The organism is Thioclava sp. JE_KL1 (assembly GCF_009296265.1).
Lineage (GTDB): Bacteria > Pseudomonadota > Alphaproteobacteria > Rhodobacterales > Rhodobacteraceae > Thioclava.
Window position 1 is genome coordinate 276595 of record NZ_WBJS01000001.1, and the last position, 13678, is coordinate 290272.

A 13678-nucleotide genomic window follows, 5' to 3' on the forward strand; every position below is an offset into this window, starting at 1 on the left:
GATCACGCTGCGGTCGGCCCGCCCTTGTCGCCGCCACCGCCGCGCCGGTTGCGCCCTTCGATCAACCACGCGCCCACGGTCAGCAGGGCCGCCAGGATCAGCCAGGCCCAGGCGGGCAGCAGCGGCTGCACCCGGATGTCGGTGGTGGCCGTGGCACCACGCGGCGTGATGCCGATCCAGCCGCGCCCCGATGTCGGGCGACCCGCGCGCACTTCGCGGATGGCGGGCACCCCGTCCTCGAGCCTTGTCACGCCGCCATTCGACGCCTCGACCACGGCGGAGAGGGGATCGCCGCTGGCGATCGTCTGTTCGAACTCGCGCGGGCTGGCCGGTCCCATCGCCACGACACGTTCGAGATCGCCGTCCTTGAGGCGGTAGAGCCCCGCCTCGGGCGCAGTCCAGCGCGCGGTGAAGCGGCCCGGTGCGGCCTCGGTCAACGGCACCTCTTGGGTCGAGCCATCAGGCAGGGTCACGGTCACCGGCGGCGCGCTGTCTTCCATCGTGCGACGGATGATCCGCATCGAGAGCGCGCCGGGATCGATCTCGGCATAAAGCGCCTCTTCTTCCAGCTCGGGCTCTTTCATTTCCCAATGCGCGATCCGACGCAGCAATTCGAGCTGCGGCCCGCCGCCGTCATAGCCGCGATCCCAGAGCCACGCCTGATCCGAGGCCAGCAGCGCCACGCGCCCCTCGCCTTCGCGCGAGAGCACCAGCAGCGGTTTGCCCTCGGCGCCGGACATCACGACCTCGCCGGTGGGGTTCGTCAGTTCGATCTGGCGCAGCCAATGGCCCCAATGCGGGCCGTCTTTCTCGGCTTCCGTATCCTCGCCCTCGGGCGCGGGGGCGCCTTCCAGCCCCGCAGTCACCGGATGGCGCAGCCCCAAATCGGTCGGGCGCGGCAGGAAGCTTTCCGACATCACCCGGCCCGTGGGGCGCGCGGGCATGATATCGCCAAGGCTCGTCTGATAGAGGCTTTCGACGGTCGCAAATTCCGGACCGGCGGCCACGAGGATCGCCCCGCCACGCTCGACGTAATCCTTGATATTGTCGAAATAGGCGGACGGCAGAATGCCCCGCGCGCCGTAGCGGTCGAAAATGATCAGGTCGAACTCGTCGATCTTGTCGACGAACAGCTCCTGCGTCGGGAAGGCGATGAGCGACAGTTCCGTCACCGGCACGCCGTCCTGTTTCTCGGGCGGGCGCAGGATGGTGAAATGCACGAGGTCCACGCCAGCATCCGATTTCAGCAAGTTGCGCCAAGTCCGCTCGCCCGCATGGGGCTGGCCGGAGACCAGCAGCACCCGCAGCCGGTCGCGCACGCCATTGATCTGGACGGTGGCGACGTTGTTACGGTCGGTCAGCTCGCCATCGGTCGGCGACAGCGTGAACTGCACCACGTTCTGCCCGCCATGGGTCAGCGTCAGCGGCAGTTCCAGATCGCGGTCGGTGCGCACCGTGTAGCTTTTCGGATCCTTGCCATCGATCGAGATGGTCAGATCGGCAGTGCCACCCGCGCTTGCGGGCACGTTGCCCATATCCTCGACCTTGAGGCGGATATCGGTCTCCTCGCCGATGATCCCGAAGGACGGCGCGGTCTCGATCAGGATACGCCGATCCCAGTCGCTGCGTTTGCCGGTCAGCAGCACCTGCAACGGCGCGGGCAGATCGGGGGCGAGCTGCGCATCATGGGCCTGCCCGTCGGTGACCATCAGCGCGCCCGCGACCCGCGCGCGGGGCTCTGCGGCGAGCGCCTCGGCCAGGGTCGAGCCCAGCTCGGTGCCCGCATTGTCGGCCCCGTCCGGAACGGTGATCCGGCGCGTCTCGACATTGGGCATCGCGTCGAGTTGCGCCTGCAGACGCGTCAGGGCGGTATCGGTCTGCGCGACACGATCCGAGAGTTTCTGCGACGAGGAACGGTCGTCGATCAGCAGCACGATATTGGACAGCGGCGCGGTCTGTTCGCGCTGCAAGGAGGGCTGCGCGATGGCGGCCAGCAGCACCAGCGCGGCCAAGGCCCGCAGCGCCCAGCCCTTCAGCCCGCGCCACAGCGCCAGCGCCAGCAGCACGACAGCCACCACGCCTGCGCCCGCGATCACAGGCCACGGCAGAAGCGGTGCGAAGATGATCGACATCCCGTTCATTGCCCCAGCCTTTCGAGAAGCGCAGGCACATGGACCTGATCGGATTTATAATTACCGGTCAGCACATGCATGATCAGGTTCACCCCGAAGCGATCCGCGATCTCGCGCTGACGCTCGCCGGTGCGGCCACGGCCCACCGGGAACATCGGCATCCCGCGATCGTCGACGGCCCAGGCCGAGGCCCAGTCATTGCCGCCGATCACCACCGGCGTCACCCCGTCATTGAGGTTGCGAAACGGCATCCCCTCGGCGCGTTCGGCATCGGCGGGCGGGGCCTCCACCCAGATCGTGCCGTCATAGCGGCCGGGGAAATCCTGCAGCAGGTAGAAGGTGCGGGTCAGTACGTGATCGTCCGGAATCGGCGCAAGCGGCGGGATATCCAAGGGGGCTGCCAGCGCCTGCAAACGCTTGCCTGCGGGCGTCGCCTCGCCGAAGCCCGCGATATCGGCGTCGCGCGTGTCGAACAGGATCATGCCGCCGCCGCGCAGGTAGCGGTTCAGCTTGGCATATTCCATCGGGCTCGGCGCGGGCTGATCTGCGGTGATCGGCCAGTAGATGAAGGTAAAGACGGCCAGATCGTCGTTCTTGAGGTCGACCATCATCGGCGCGGAGGGCTCGACCGTGGTACGGCGATTGAGAACCTGCGACAGCCCCTTGAGCCCCGCCATGGACACCCGGTCCACCTCGGCATCGCCGGTGGGCATCGCGGCCAGAACCACATTGGACGCAGCCTCGATCGCGCGGGCCGGATCCATATCCTCGGCATGGGCTTGCGGCGGCGCTATGCTGGCGAGGATCAGGGCGCCCCCGAAGGCGGCGGCCTTCATCGCGCGCGGCCCCCAGAGCTTGCCCGACAGCGCCAGCGTCGCGAGAATATCGATCAGCAGCGCCGCCAGCGCCGCGCCCAGCAGCCAGCCCTTCAGCGGCATTTCGCGCTGCTCGAAGGCCCCTTCGACGGGGACATTTGCGGGCCAACTGGCCGGGGAGAGCGTCGCGCCGCGCGGCAGAGCGTTCAGCGCGACCGAGCGATCCTCGGCGGTGTAGATACCCGGTCGCAGCTTCGGCCCCGGCTCTGCTTTGGCGAGCTCCTCGCCCGGCACACCTGCGGCGGCGCCTGCGTCCTGCAACCGCCCGAACCCGTCGAGCAGCTTCTGCGGCACCCAGGTCTGGCCCGCAAGATCAGCCTCTTCCGGCGCGGCGGGCCGGGCCGAGACCGCGAGCCGCTCCAGCATCTGCGGGAACAGAAGCGACAGCGGCAGCGTCGACCATTCAGCATTGGCGGTGACATGGAATAGCACGACCGCCCCCTGCCCCATCTTGGCGCGGGTCACGAGCGGCGTGCCATCGGTCAGTGCGGCGATGGTGTGCTCGGAGAGGTCCGGCGTGGGCTCGGCCATCACCTGCGCCTTCACGGTCACATCCTCAGGAACCTTCAGCCCCGCGAAGGGCGAGTTCTCCGGGAAGGGCGCCAGCGCGCGCGGATCGCCCCAGCTCATCGTGCCGCCCAGCGAGCGGCCGCCCGCGCGCAGTTGCACGGGCAGAAGCGTATCGGCATCGAGATCTGCATTGGCCATGCGGGGCCCTGCGAAACGGATCAGCAGCCCGCCCTTCTCAACCCACTCCTGCAGCTTCGGCTGCTCGGGCAGATCGGCCATATCGGCGAGGATGATTACGTCCGGATCGGCGGTCAGCACATCGGCCAGCGTGCCCTCTATCAGGTCCGCCGTGGGGGCGAGCGCCTGATGCAGGTAATGGGTGGGCGAGAGCAGCTCCAGCCCTTCGCGGTCGCGCGCGCCCGACAGGATCGCGACCTTGCGGCGCTTCACCGCGTCGTCGGTCAGGCTGACTGCGCCTGCCGAGCGCATGCCGGTGATCTCGATCCGGGTGATGCGGTTGCGCAGCTCGGGCGGCAGATCGAAGCGCAGCTCGGTCTCGCGGCTGTCGGTGAATTGCAGCGGCTGGCTGGCCAGTTCCCGCTCGATCCCCGCCGGGTCGCGCCCCACGGCGGCAACATCGCGCGGGCTGGGCGGGATTGTTGAGGCGAGCGCAGGCACGACGAGCGCGCCATCCTCGATCCGGGCAGCCCCCAGCGCCAAGACCGGTAATTGCGGTTGCCAGACCTTGACCGGACCGCGCGCCTCCAGCGCATTCAGAACGCCCGCGCGGCTGTCGCGGGCCAAGCCGTCCGACAGCCAGAGCGTCTCGAAATTCCCCTCCGGCAGATTGGCGGCGTCGAAGCTCTGCGGAGCCCAGGGCTGCGGCTGGATACCGGGCAGCGACTGGATCAGCGCACCCGCATCCGTGAAACTCACTTGCCCGGGCGGCGGATCGGTCAGCGAGATCACCGCTGCGGGACGTCCGGCCTGCTGCGCATCCTTCAGCGCCGACGTCATCCGCTCCAACCGGCGCGGCCAGTCGCGCGCGGAGGCCCAGCTGCCGTCGGCCACGATCAGGAGCGGCCCGGTTCCGGGCACGGCCCGCTGCGGGTTCAGCACCGGCCCGGCAAAGCCGATGATCGCGGCAGCCAGCGCCAGAAGACGCAGCGCCAGCAGCCACCACGGCGTGCGCGCGGCCTGCACTTCCTCGTCCTTGAGACCCAGGAGCAGCGCGACGCCGGGAAAACGCCTGCGGATCGGCGCGGGCGGCACCGCGCGCAGGATCAGCCAGATGATCGGCAACGCAGCCAGCCCCAGCAAGAGCCAGGGCGCGGTGAAGCCGATGGGGCCGAGCATCCACATCAGCGCCCCCTCTCGAGCGCGGAATAAAGCCACAGCAGCGCAGCCTGCGCCGGATCGCCCGTGTGATGGGTCGAGAATTGCCAGCCCGCGCTGCGCGCCAGCCGGGCGAGCTGATCGCGCCGCGCAGCCAGCCGATCCAGATAACGCGCGCGCAGATCGCCCGCCTTGCGGGTCTCATGGATCAGCCCGCCCGCCATCGACTGGAAGATCGTGCGCCCATCATAGGGAAAGGCCTCTTCGTCGGGGTCGAGCACCTGCATCATCACGCCCGACACACCACGATCGGCCAAACGGCCCAGCGCTGCCTCGATCGGGCCGAGATCACCGAAGAAATCCGACAGCAGCACCACCCGCGATTGCGGCGTGACACCTGCGATTTCGGGCGCGCCGTAATCCTGCACACCCGCATCGCGCGACAGAAGGCCTGCAAGCTCCATCAGCTGCGCGCGGCCCGGACGTGGCGGCGCGAGCGGGCCGGTCAGCCCAACGCGTTCGCCGCCGCGCACCATCAGCACCGCAAGCGCGAGGCCCAGCACACGGGCGCGCTCTGATTTGGTGACGCGCGCCTTTCGCCCGCTCTCGGCCCCGGTGAAGCGCATCGAGGCCGCGTCATCGACCCAGAGATGGACCGATTGCGCCAGCTGCCATTCCCGCTGGCGCACATATTGGCTATCCGAGCGCGCCGAGCGCCGCCAATCGACGAAGCGCAGCTCGTCGCCCGCATGGGCGGGACGGTATTGCCAGAATTCCTCACCCGATCCCGCACGCCTGCGGCCATGCGCGCCCATCTGGACGGTCGCCGCCAGATGCTCTGCCGCGACCAGCAGCGGAGGCAGCGCAGAGGCCGCCCCTTCCGCCTCGCGGCGCAGGCTCAGCGCGGGGGATTGCCCCGGCGCTGCGGTATCGGAGGTTACGCTCAAGCGGCGGCACCGGCGGCGCGCGGCCCGGTGACCTCTGCCACGGCGCGGTCGATCAGATCGCCCAGCGTCTCGCCTCGGGCGCGGGCCGCGAAGCTCAGCGCCATGCGGTGGATCAGCACCGGGCGGGCCATCGCCTGCACGTCGTCGAGCGTCGGCGCGAGGCGGCCATTGATCAGTGCACGCGCCCGCACGGTCAGCATCAGCGCCTGCGCCGCACGCGGCCCCGGCCCCCAGGCCAGCGCATCGCGGATGAAGTCGGGCGCCTCGGCCTCGCGCGGACGGCATAGCCGCACCAGATCGAGGATCGCATCGACGACCTTCTCGCCCACCGGCATCTGCCGCACGATCCCCTGCGCCTCGATCAGTTCGGCCGGGGTGAAGACGGTATGCGCGCCCTCCGCCGCGACTCCGGTAGTCGCCAGCAGGATCGAGCGCTCGGTCTCGCGATCCGGATAATCAACGTCGACCTGCACGAGGAAACGGTCGAGCTGGGCTTCGGGCAGCGGATAGGTGCCCTCCTGCTCGATCGGGTTCTGCGTGGCGAGAACGTGGAAGGGCGGGCCAAGCGGGCGATGCTCGCCCGCGATGGTGACCTCGCGCTCCTGCATCGCCTGCAAGAGCGCGGACTGGGTCCGGGGTGAGGCGCGGTTGATCTCGTCGGCCATCAGCAACTGGCAGAAGACCGGGCCTTCAAGGAAGCGGAACGCGCGGCTGCCGTCGGGCGCGGTTTCCAGAACCTCGCTCCCGAGAATATCGGCGGGCATCAGGTCGGGCGTGAACTGGATGCGGTTCGATCCCAGCCCCATCACGGTGGACAGCGTCTCGACCAGAAGCGTCTTGCCCAAGCCCGGCAGGCCCACCAGAAGCGCATGCCCGCCAGACAGCATCGCGGCCAGAACCAACTCCACCACCTGGTCCTGCCCGATGAATCGCCGGTCGATCGACGCGCGCGCCTGTGCGAGCTTGCCGCCAAGTCGTTCGATATCTTCCATCAGCTTTTCGGGCTCGGCCATGACATTCTCCCCGTTGATGCCTATCTTTCCCAGCAAAGCAGATATCCACGCTCCGACCAACGGCCAAATTTACATGACGGATCACAAACAGACAGTTTCGACCCCTTCCCCGACGGCAGACGGGCTTGCCGATGCCGCCAAGAAAGCCAGCAAAAAGGGCCCGCCGCCCGTGCATTTGTGGGATCCGCCCTTCTGTGGCGATCTCGATATGGAGATCCGCCGGGACGGGACTTGGTTCTATCTTGGCACACCGATCGGGCGCGAGGCGCTGGTGCGACTGTTTTCATCGATTCTGAAACTCGAGGACGGGAAATACTATCTCGTCACCCCGGTCGAGAAGGTCGGCATCCGGGTCGAGGACGCGCCTTTCATCGCCGTCGATTTCACAACTGAGGGCGAAGGCGACGACCAGTCGATTCGCTTCACGACCAATGTGGGCGACGTGGTGCTGGCCGATGCGGAGCACGCGATCCGGGTGGAGCATAGCGAGGATGGCGAGCCCCGCCCCTATCTCCACGTCCGCCGTGGGCTGGAGGCTTTGATCGACCGCAAGAGCTTCTACCGGCTCGTCGATCTCGCCGTGACCCGCGAGCATGAGGGCGAGGCGTGGACGGGCGTGATCTCGGCGGGCAGCTTCTTCCCGATCCTGCGCGCGGCGGAGCTGTAACGTGCCGAAATTCGCCGCGAACCTGACCTTCCTCTTCACCGAACTGCCCTTCATGGAACGGTTCAAAGCGGCGAAACAGGCCGGGTTCGATGCGGTCGAGGTGCTGTCTCCCTACGACGCCTCCGCGCAGGAGATGCGCCACGAGTTGATCCGCCACGACCTGAGCTTCGTGCTGATGAACGTGCCGCCGCCGAATTATACGGGCGGCGATCGCGGCTTCGCCGCCGTGCCGGGGCTGGAAGACCGCTTCCGCCGCGATTTCGACCGCGCGATGCGCTTCGCCGACATCCTGAAACCGCGTGTCATCCATATCATGGCGGGCAAGGCCGAGGGGGCGGAGGCCAATGCGACCTATATCGAGAACCTGAAATGGGCGGCGGCGCGCGCGCCGAAACGGCGCCTGACGATCGAACCGATCAACCCGATCGACATGCCGGGCTATTTCCTGAACGGTTTCGATCTCGCGGCGGAGATTCTCGATGCGGTCGCCCCGCCGAACCTGCATCTGCAATTCGACGCCTATCATGCGCAGATGCTGACTGGCGATGTGGCGGGAGCTTGGGCGAAGCATGGGCACCGTGCGGCCCATGTGCAATTTGCCGATGCCCCGGGGCGCGGCGGCCCCGGTTCGGGCAAGATCGATCTGGAAGGTTTCTTCGCGGCGCTCGATGCCGACGGCTACGAGGGCTATGCGTCAGCCGAATACACCCCGCAGGCGGAGACGCGCGAAACGCTGGGCTGGCTTCCGCGCTAGCTCAATGTGCCGGGTGGCCGGCGTGGGCATGATCTGAATGATCCTGATCTTCGTGGTCGTCATGGTCCGCGTGATCGGCACAACCAAGGCTCGCGCTTTCCGGCTCCAGCGTCGCGTGGTGGATGCCGAACTGATGCGCCAGCATATCCTTGGCCCGCGCGATGACCGTGGCGTAATCTCGCCCCTCGTCCAGCACCAGATGCGCCTCGACGGAGACACGCTTCTCGTCGATCTGCCACAGGTGGACGTGGTGGACGCTCGAAACGCCCTCGACTTCGCCCAGCGCGCCCTGCACTTCCGTGCAATCCTTCTCGGGCGGCGCGCCCAACATCAGGATGCGCAGCACCGGTTTCAGATCGGTCGCGACATGCCACAGGATGAAGACCGAGATGCCAATGGTCAGGATCGGGTCGACCAGCCGCCAGTCGTAGAGCAGGATCACGATACCGCCCACGATCACCGCGACCGAGGCCCCGGCATCGGCGAGGTTATGCAGGAAGGCTGCGCGGATGTTCAGGCTGTGCTTGGAAAGCGCATAGGTCAGCGCGGCCGTCGCCAGATCGATGATCAGCGCCAGCGTCGCCAGCCAGACCACGATCCAGCCATCGACCTGCGGCGGGTGGATCATGCGACCCACGGCCTCGACGACCAGCCAGACCGAAATCAGGATCAGCGCGATGTAATTGACGAAAGCCGCGATGACCTCGGCGCGCGACCAGCCGAAGCTCATCGCCGCATCCGCCCCGCGCTTGGCCAGTTTGCGCGCCCCGAAAGCCAGCACCAGCGCGGCGGCGTCCGAGAAGTTATGCACCCCGTCCGCGATCAGCGCCATCGAGCCCGCGATCGCCCCGCCGAAAACCTGCGCAAAGGTAAGCACGACATTGACGACCACCGCCCAGAGCACACGGTTGTCACTGGCATCGTCCAGATTGTGGTGGTGGTGATGATCGTGGGGCATGGGCGCTCTTCTCGGTTCTCGGCGCCTGAGGCGCGGTTGGGACGCTCCGCGGGGGATATTTGGACCAAGCCGAAGACCAAGCGTGCAATTCGGCTTGGCGCAAATATCCCCGCCGGAGGCATGCGCAGTCTCAACATTGCCGGGCGGCAGGGTCAATGCGGGACGGTGTCTCTGCGCGGATGAACACACAGCTTTGTGCGTTGCCTCCTCACGTCCAATCACCAAAATGCGAGCGACTGACTTTCCGGCCCAAGGAGGAGACCCAATGATCCCCGCCCGCTACGCGCATTTCATTTTCAGCCTGATCCTGTCGGGGATCATGTCGTTTCTGGTCTCGGGCATCGCGACCTACCGCGCGACGGGGATGGTGGAAGACTTCACGACGCTGTGGGTGGCAAGCTGGGTGTCCAGCTGGATGCTCTCCTACCCGTCGGTGCTGATCGTCGCGCCGTTTGCACGGCGCGTGACCAATCTGTTGGTGCGTCAGCCCGCGGCTCAGTGAGCGGCGGCCCAGCTTTCCCCCTGCCCCGCATCGACGACGAGCGGCACGGTGAGTTTCATCACAGGCTCCGCCGCGCCTTCCATCGTGGCCCGGGCGGTCTTGATCAGATCGTCGATCGCGGCCTCCTCGACCTCGAAGATCAGTTCGTCATGCACCTGTAGCAGCATCCGCGCGGGAATCCCCTCGATCGCCTCGGGCATCCGCACCATCGCGCGGCGGATCATATCGGCGGCCGCCCCCTGGATCGGCGCGTTGATCGCCGCGCGCTTGGCGAAGCCCGCCGACGGCCCTTTCGCCCCGATATCGGGCGTGTGGATCTTGCGCCCGAACAGGGTCTGGACGAATTTGTGCTCTTTCGCGAAGGCCACGGTGTCGTCCATGTATTTGCGGATACCGGGGAAACGCTCGAAATAGCGGTCGATGAAGCCCTGCGCCTCGGCGCGCGGGATGCGCAGGTTGCGCGCGAGACCGAAGCCCGAAATCCCGTAGATCACCCCGAAATTGATCGCTTTCGCCTGCCGGCGGATTTCGGGCGTCATCTGGTCGAGCGGCACGTCGAACATCTCCGACGCGGTGGCCGCGTGGATGTCGAGGCCGTCCTTGAACGCTTCGCGCATCTCGGGAAGGTCCGCGACATGGGCGAGGATACGCAACTCGATCTGGGAATAGTCGAGCGAGACGATCTTGCAGCCCTCGCGCGCGACAAACGCCTCGCGGATGCGGCGGCCTTCCTCGGAGCGCACGGGGATGTTCTGCAAGTTCGGATCGGTCGAGGCCAGACGCCCGGTATTCGCGCCCGCGATCGAATAGGAGGTGTGAACGCGGCCCGTACCCGGGTTCACATGGGTTTGCAGCGCATCCGTATAGGTCGATTTCAGCTTCGAGATCTGCCGCCAGTCGAGCACCCGCGCCGCCAGCTTCGCAGCCTGCGGGTTTGTGTCTTCCATTGTGGTCACGTCTTCGAGCACGTCCGCCCCGGTGCCGTAAGCCCCGGTCTTGCCCTTCTTGCCGCCCTCGACGCCCATCGTGTCGAACAGGATCTCGCCCAGCTGTTTCGGCGAGCCGACATTGAACGGCTGGCCCGCGATCTCGGCGATCTCGTCCTCGAGTTGCGCCATCTTCTGCGCGAAAGCGTTGGACATCCGCGACAGCACCGAGGCATCGACCTTCACGCCGGCCATTTCCATATCGGCCAGCACCGGGACCATCGGGCGCTCCAGCGTCTCGTAGACGGTGGTGACCTGTTCGCGATGGAGCCGCGGCTTGAACTGCTGCCAGAGGCGCAGCGTGATATCGGCATCCTCGGCGGCGTAGCGGGTGGCCTTCTCGATCTCGACCTTGTCGAAGGTGATCTGGCTCTTGCCGGAGCCGATCAGTTCCTTGATCGGGATCGGCTGGTGGTTGAGGTAGCGATCCGAGAGCGCATCCATCCCGTGGCCGTGCAGCCCCGAGAACATCGCGTAGGACATCAGCATCGTGTCGTCGATCGGCGCGACGCGGATGCCGTGGCGGGCGAAGATCTTGAAGTCATACTTCATGTTCTGGCCGATCTTGAGGATCGCCGGATCCTCGAGCACGGGCTTAAGCAGCGCGAGCGCCTCTTTGAGGTCCATCTGACCCTCGGCGCGCTCGGCTCCGCCGAAGAGATCGCCTTCGCCTTTGCTGTGGCCGAGCGGCAGATAGGCCGCCTTCCCCGCCTCGATGGCAAGCGACACGCCGACCAGTTCGGCCTGCATCTCGTTGAGCGAGGTCGTCTCGGTATCGACCGCAACCCAGCCTTTCGCGCGGGCCTCATCAAGCCATTGCGTCAGCGTCTCGGCGTCGCGGATGCAGACATAGCTGTCCCGGTCAAAGGGTGGTTGTTCGACCTCGGGTGCTGCGTTGTCATGGCTTGCCGGCACGTCAGAGACCTCGGGCGCGGCCGGCGGCTCGGCGCCGAATTTCTCCGCCACGCGGCGAGTCAGCGTGCGAAATTCCATCTCGTTGAGGAAGCCCATCAGAGTCTCCACGTCCGGCTCGCGGATTTCCAGATCGTCGAGCGTGAACTCGATCGGCGTCTGATCGTCGAGCGTCACCAGCTGTTTCGAGAGGCGAATCTGGTCGGCCTTCTCGATCAGCGTCTCGCGGCGCTTGGGTTGCTTGATCTCGGAGGCGCGCTCCAGCAGCGTGTCCAGATCGCCATATTCGTTGATCAGCAGCGCCGCCGTCTTCACGCCGATGCCGGGCGCGCCGGGGATGTTGTCGACCGAGTCGCCCGCCAGCGCCTGCACGTCGATCACGCGCTCGGGGCCGACGCCGAACTTGGCCTCGACCTCCTCGACGCCGATGGCGCGGTTCTTCATCGCGTCGAACATCTCGACGCCGCCGCCGACGAGCTGCATCAGGTCCTTGTCGGAAGAGATGATCGTCACACGCCCGCCCGCCTCGCGGCCCTGCCGCGCCAGCGTCGCGATGATGTCGTCGGCCTCGTAGCCCGCCAGTTCCTCGCAGGCGATGTTGAACGCCTTGGTCGCGTCGCGGGTCAGCGGGATCTGCGGGCGCAGCTCCTCGGGCATCTCGTCGCGATTGGCCTTGTATTGATCGTAGAGGTCGTTGCGGAAGGTGTGGCTGCCCTTGTCGAAGATCACCGCCGCATGGGTCGGCGCGTCCGAGCCCTTGGCATCTTCGATGTATTTCCACAGCATATTGCAAAAGCCCGCGACCGCCCCGATCGGCAGCCCGTCGGACTTGCGCGTGAGCGGCGGCAGCGCGTGATAGGCGCGGAAAATGAAGGCCGAACCGTCGATAAGATGCAGGTGACAGCCTTTGCCGAATGCCATTGCGAGAGCCCTCCTTCGCGCGTTGGCCCCGGTTGTGCCACAGGGGGGTGCGGAGGGGAAGAGGACCGGGAGCCCCGATCTTGGCGCGGGGCGACCAGCCCCGGGCCGCGCCCGACCCTCCCCCCGGGAGGGCGCATTGGCGATGATGGTGCGCATTCGAACGTCATTCGGGCTTTCAGGATAAAGCGCCCGACCTCCAAGGGATCAAAGCGCCCACCCGAGGCTCGGGTGCGTCCCTCATCGCGAAGCGCCCTCTTGTCAGACCCCCTGAAATCCCCCATCTCAAGCGGCAACCGCAAAGGATCGAACCGATGGATTATTCCAAAATGGGTGGCGCAAGGCCGCCGAAGAACACGCCCAAACATGCCGAGCATAACGCCTATGGCAGTGACAAGACGCCTTACGGGAAGAAAGACCCGAAGGCTGCGCTGCTCGAACGGATGAAGGCGGCGGCGAAGAAGGATAAGTGATGCGCGGCAGGCAGACCGGCGCTTAGAACTGATCTTCCAGCGCCTCGGCGCCCGCGATCATCTGCGCCGAGACCAAGCTGAACAACTCGGCCCAGTCGGAGGCCAGTTCGGGCGTCCAGTGATCGCCCAGCTTGGCCGCGAGGCCAGCGATCACCGCCTCTGACAGCCACGCGTAATAGTCCGGCTCGGCTCCGAAGAGCACATGCATCTGACCGAGACCGGGCAGTTCCAGCTCCTGCTCCTCGGGTGGATCGAGCGTGGAGAGGATCACCTCCATCATCGCGGCATATTTCAGCTGCTGCCCGCCTTCGCTGTTGGGCAACACCTGATCAAGCTCGGGATGGACCGCGAAGAGCCGCGCGAAGGCGTCGCGAAACAGCGACGGGTCTTCGAAGTCGAGACGCGCCGCGCTGGCTTTCACCCGCGCCGCACGCTCTGCTGGCAAAAGTGGTTCAGTGATCGTCATGCGCGTGATCGCGATCGATCACATATTTCTTGTCGCAATAGCCGCATTCGACGAAACCGGTGTCACGCGGGATCGATAGCCAGACGCGCGGATGCCCCAACGCCCCCTCGCCGCCATCGCAGGCGACCTTCCAGGTGGTGACGACCTCGGTCTCGGGTGCCTCGGGGGCATTAGGCGAATGGGTGGCAGTCATGGATGCTCCGTCTATATAAGGCACGAAAACCGCGCCC

At 66.6% G+C, this 13678-nt stretch carries 12 protein-coding genes; 4 read left to right on the top strand and 8 right to left on the bottom strand.

What is annotated here, in order from left to right; translation table 11 throughout:
- Positions 1-2 precede the first annotated feature (2 nt).
- The 4 genes from F8R15_RS01125 to F8R15_RS01140 are packed head-to-tail and all read right to left on the bottom strand — an operon-like array spanning position 3 to position 6812.
- A complete protein-coding gene (locus F8R15_RS01125; protein ID WP_152842992.1) occupies positions 3-2141 on the bottom strand; it encodes a hypothetical protein in 2139 nt (712 codons plus the stop codon).
- Positions 2138-4879, bottom strand: coding sequence for a DUF4159 domain-containing protein (locus tag F8R15_RS01130; RefSeq protein WP_152842994.1), 2742 nt, complete (start codon positions 4877-4879; stop codon positions 2138-2140). Before F8R15_RS01130 ends, F8R15_RS01125 begins: the two co-directional genes overlap by 4 nt.
- A complete protein-coding gene (locus F8R15_RS01135) occupies positions 4879-5799 on the bottom strand; it encodes a DUF58 domain-containing protein (RefSeq protein ID WP_253732312.1) in 921 nt (306 codons plus the stop codon). The genes F8R15_RS01130 and F8R15_RS01135 overlap by 1 nt, the downstream gene beginning before the upstream one ends.
- Entirely contained in the window at positions 5796-6812 is a 1017-nt protein-coding gene (locus F8R15_RS01140) for a MoxR family ATPase (RefSeq protein WP_078546170.1), read from the bottom strand. Before F8R15_RS01140 ends, F8R15_RS01135 begins: the two co-directional genes overlap by 4 nt.
- 73 nt (positions 6813-6885) lie before the next feature.
- Between F8R15_RS01140 and F8R15_RS01145 the strand changes: the two genes are divergently transcribed.
- Together F8R15_RS01145 and F8R15_RS01150 are read left to right on the top strand one after the other, a co-directional pair.
- Positions 6886-7479 carry a DUF1285 domain-containing protein gene (locus F8R15_RS01145; RefSeq protein ID WP_152842996.1) on the top strand — a complete coding sequence of 198 codons (594 nt, stop codon included), beginning with the start codon at positions 6886-6888 and terminating at the stop codon, positions 7477-7479.
- A 1-nt stretch (position 7480) separates the two neighbouring features.
- Complete coding sequence (locus tag F8R15_RS01150) at positions 7481-8233, top strand: hydroxypyruvate isomerase family protein (RefSeq protein ID WP_368730987.1); 753 nt, start codon at positions 7481-7483, stop codon at positions 8231-8233.
- 1 nt (position 8234) lies between these two features.
- Here the strand turns inward: F8R15_RS01150 and F8R15_RS01155 are convergent, their stop codons facing one another.
- A complete protein-coding gene (locus tag F8R15_RS01155) occupies positions 8235-9191 on the bottom strand; it encodes a cation diffusion facilitator family transporter (RefSeq protein WP_152842998.1) in 957 nt (318 codons plus the stop codon).
- A 265-nt stretch (positions 9192-9456) separates the two neighbouring features.
- Here F8R15_RS01155 and F8R15_RS01160 point away from each other — a divergent pair, with 265 nt between their 5' ends.
- Positions 9457-9693 (top strand): DUF2798 domain-containing protein, encoded by a 237-nt coding sequence (locus tag F8R15_RS01160; RefSeq protein WP_078546151.1) that lies wholly within the window; start codon positions 9457-9459, stop codon positions 9691-9693.
- Here the strand turns inward: F8R15_RS01160 and polA are convergent.
- On the bottom strand, positions 9687-12512 hold the full coding sequence (polA, locus tag F8R15_RS01165) for a DNA polymerase I (RefSeq protein ID WP_152843000.1): 2826 nt from the start codon (positions 12510-12512) through the stop codon (positions 9687-9689). The two genes, F8R15_RS01160 and polA, sit on opposite strands and share 7 nt — an antisense overlap.
- 311 nt (positions 12513-12823) lie before the next feature.
- Between polA and F8R15_RS21360 the strand changes: the two genes are divergently transcribed.
- The gene (locus tag F8R15_RS21360) at positions 12824-12982 is read left to right on the top strand and encodes a hypothetical protein (protein WP_165757027.1); all 159 of its coding nucleotides are present in this window, start codon (positions 12824-12826) and stop codon (positions 12980-12982) included.
- Between the two features lie 22 nt (positions 12983-13004).
- On the opposite strand, the gene F8R15_RS01170 is transcribed toward F8R15_RS21360, so the two are convergent.
- Positions 13005-13448, bottom strand: coding sequence for a globin domain-containing protein (locus F8R15_RS01170; RefSeq protein ID WP_152843002.1), 444 nt, complete (start codon positions 13446-13448; stop codon positions 13005-13007).
- Entirely contained in the window at positions 13435-13641 is a 207-nt protein-coding gene (locus F8R15_RS01175; RefSeq protein WP_078519710.1) for a zinc-finger domain-containing protein, read from the bottom strand. The genes F8R15_RS01170 and F8R15_RS01175 overlap by 14 nt, the downstream gene beginning before the upstream one ends.
- Between the last annotated feature and the right edge of the window lie 37 nt (positions 13642-13678).

What these genes read in the sequence shown, in the direction of transcription:
- F8R15_RS01160 (WP_078546151.1), top strand. Translation starts at nt 9,457, where the DNA reads ATGATCCCCGCCCGCTACGCGCATTTCATTTTCAGCCTGATCCTGTCG.
- F8R15_RS01140 (WP_078546170.1), bottom strand. Translation starts at nt 6,812, where the DNA reads ATGGCCGAGCCCGAAAAGCTGATGGAAGATATCGAACGACTTGGCGGC.
- F8R15_RS01145 (WP_152842996.1), top strand. Translation starts at nt 6,886, where the DNA reads ATGACGGATCACAAACAGACAGTTTCGACCCCTTCCCCGACGGCAGAC.
- F8R15_RS01125 (WP_152842992.1), bottom strand. Translation starts at nt 2,141, where the DNA reads ATGAACGGGATGTCGATCATCTTCGCACCGCTTCTGCCGTGGCCTGTG.
- F8R15_RS01170 (WP_152843002.1), bottom strand. Translation starts at nt 13,448, where the DNA reads ATGACGATCACTGAACCACTTTTGCCAGCAGAGCGTGCGGCGCGGGTG.
- F8R15_RS01130 (WP_152842994.1), bottom strand. Translation starts at nt 4,879, where the DNA reads ATGTGGATGCTCGGCCCCATCGGCTTCACCGCGCCCTGGCTCTTGCTG.
- F8R15_RS01155 (WP_152842998.1), bottom strand. Translation starts at nt 9,191, where the DNA reads ATGCCCCACGATCATCACCACCACCACAATCTGGACGATGCCAGTGAC.
- polA (WP_152843000.1), bottom strand. Translation starts at nt 12,512, where the DNA reads ATGGCATTCGGCAAAGGCTGTCACCTGCATCTTATCGACGGTTCGGCC.
- F8R15_RS21360 (WP_165757027.1), top strand. Translation starts at nt 12,824, where the DNA reads ATGGATTATTCCAAAATGGGTGGCGCAAGGCCGCCGAAGAACACGCCC.
- F8R15_RS01175 (WP_078519710.1), bottom strand. Translation starts at nt 13,641, where the DNA reads ATGACTGCCACCCATTCGCCTAATGCCCCCGAGGCACCCGAGACCGAG.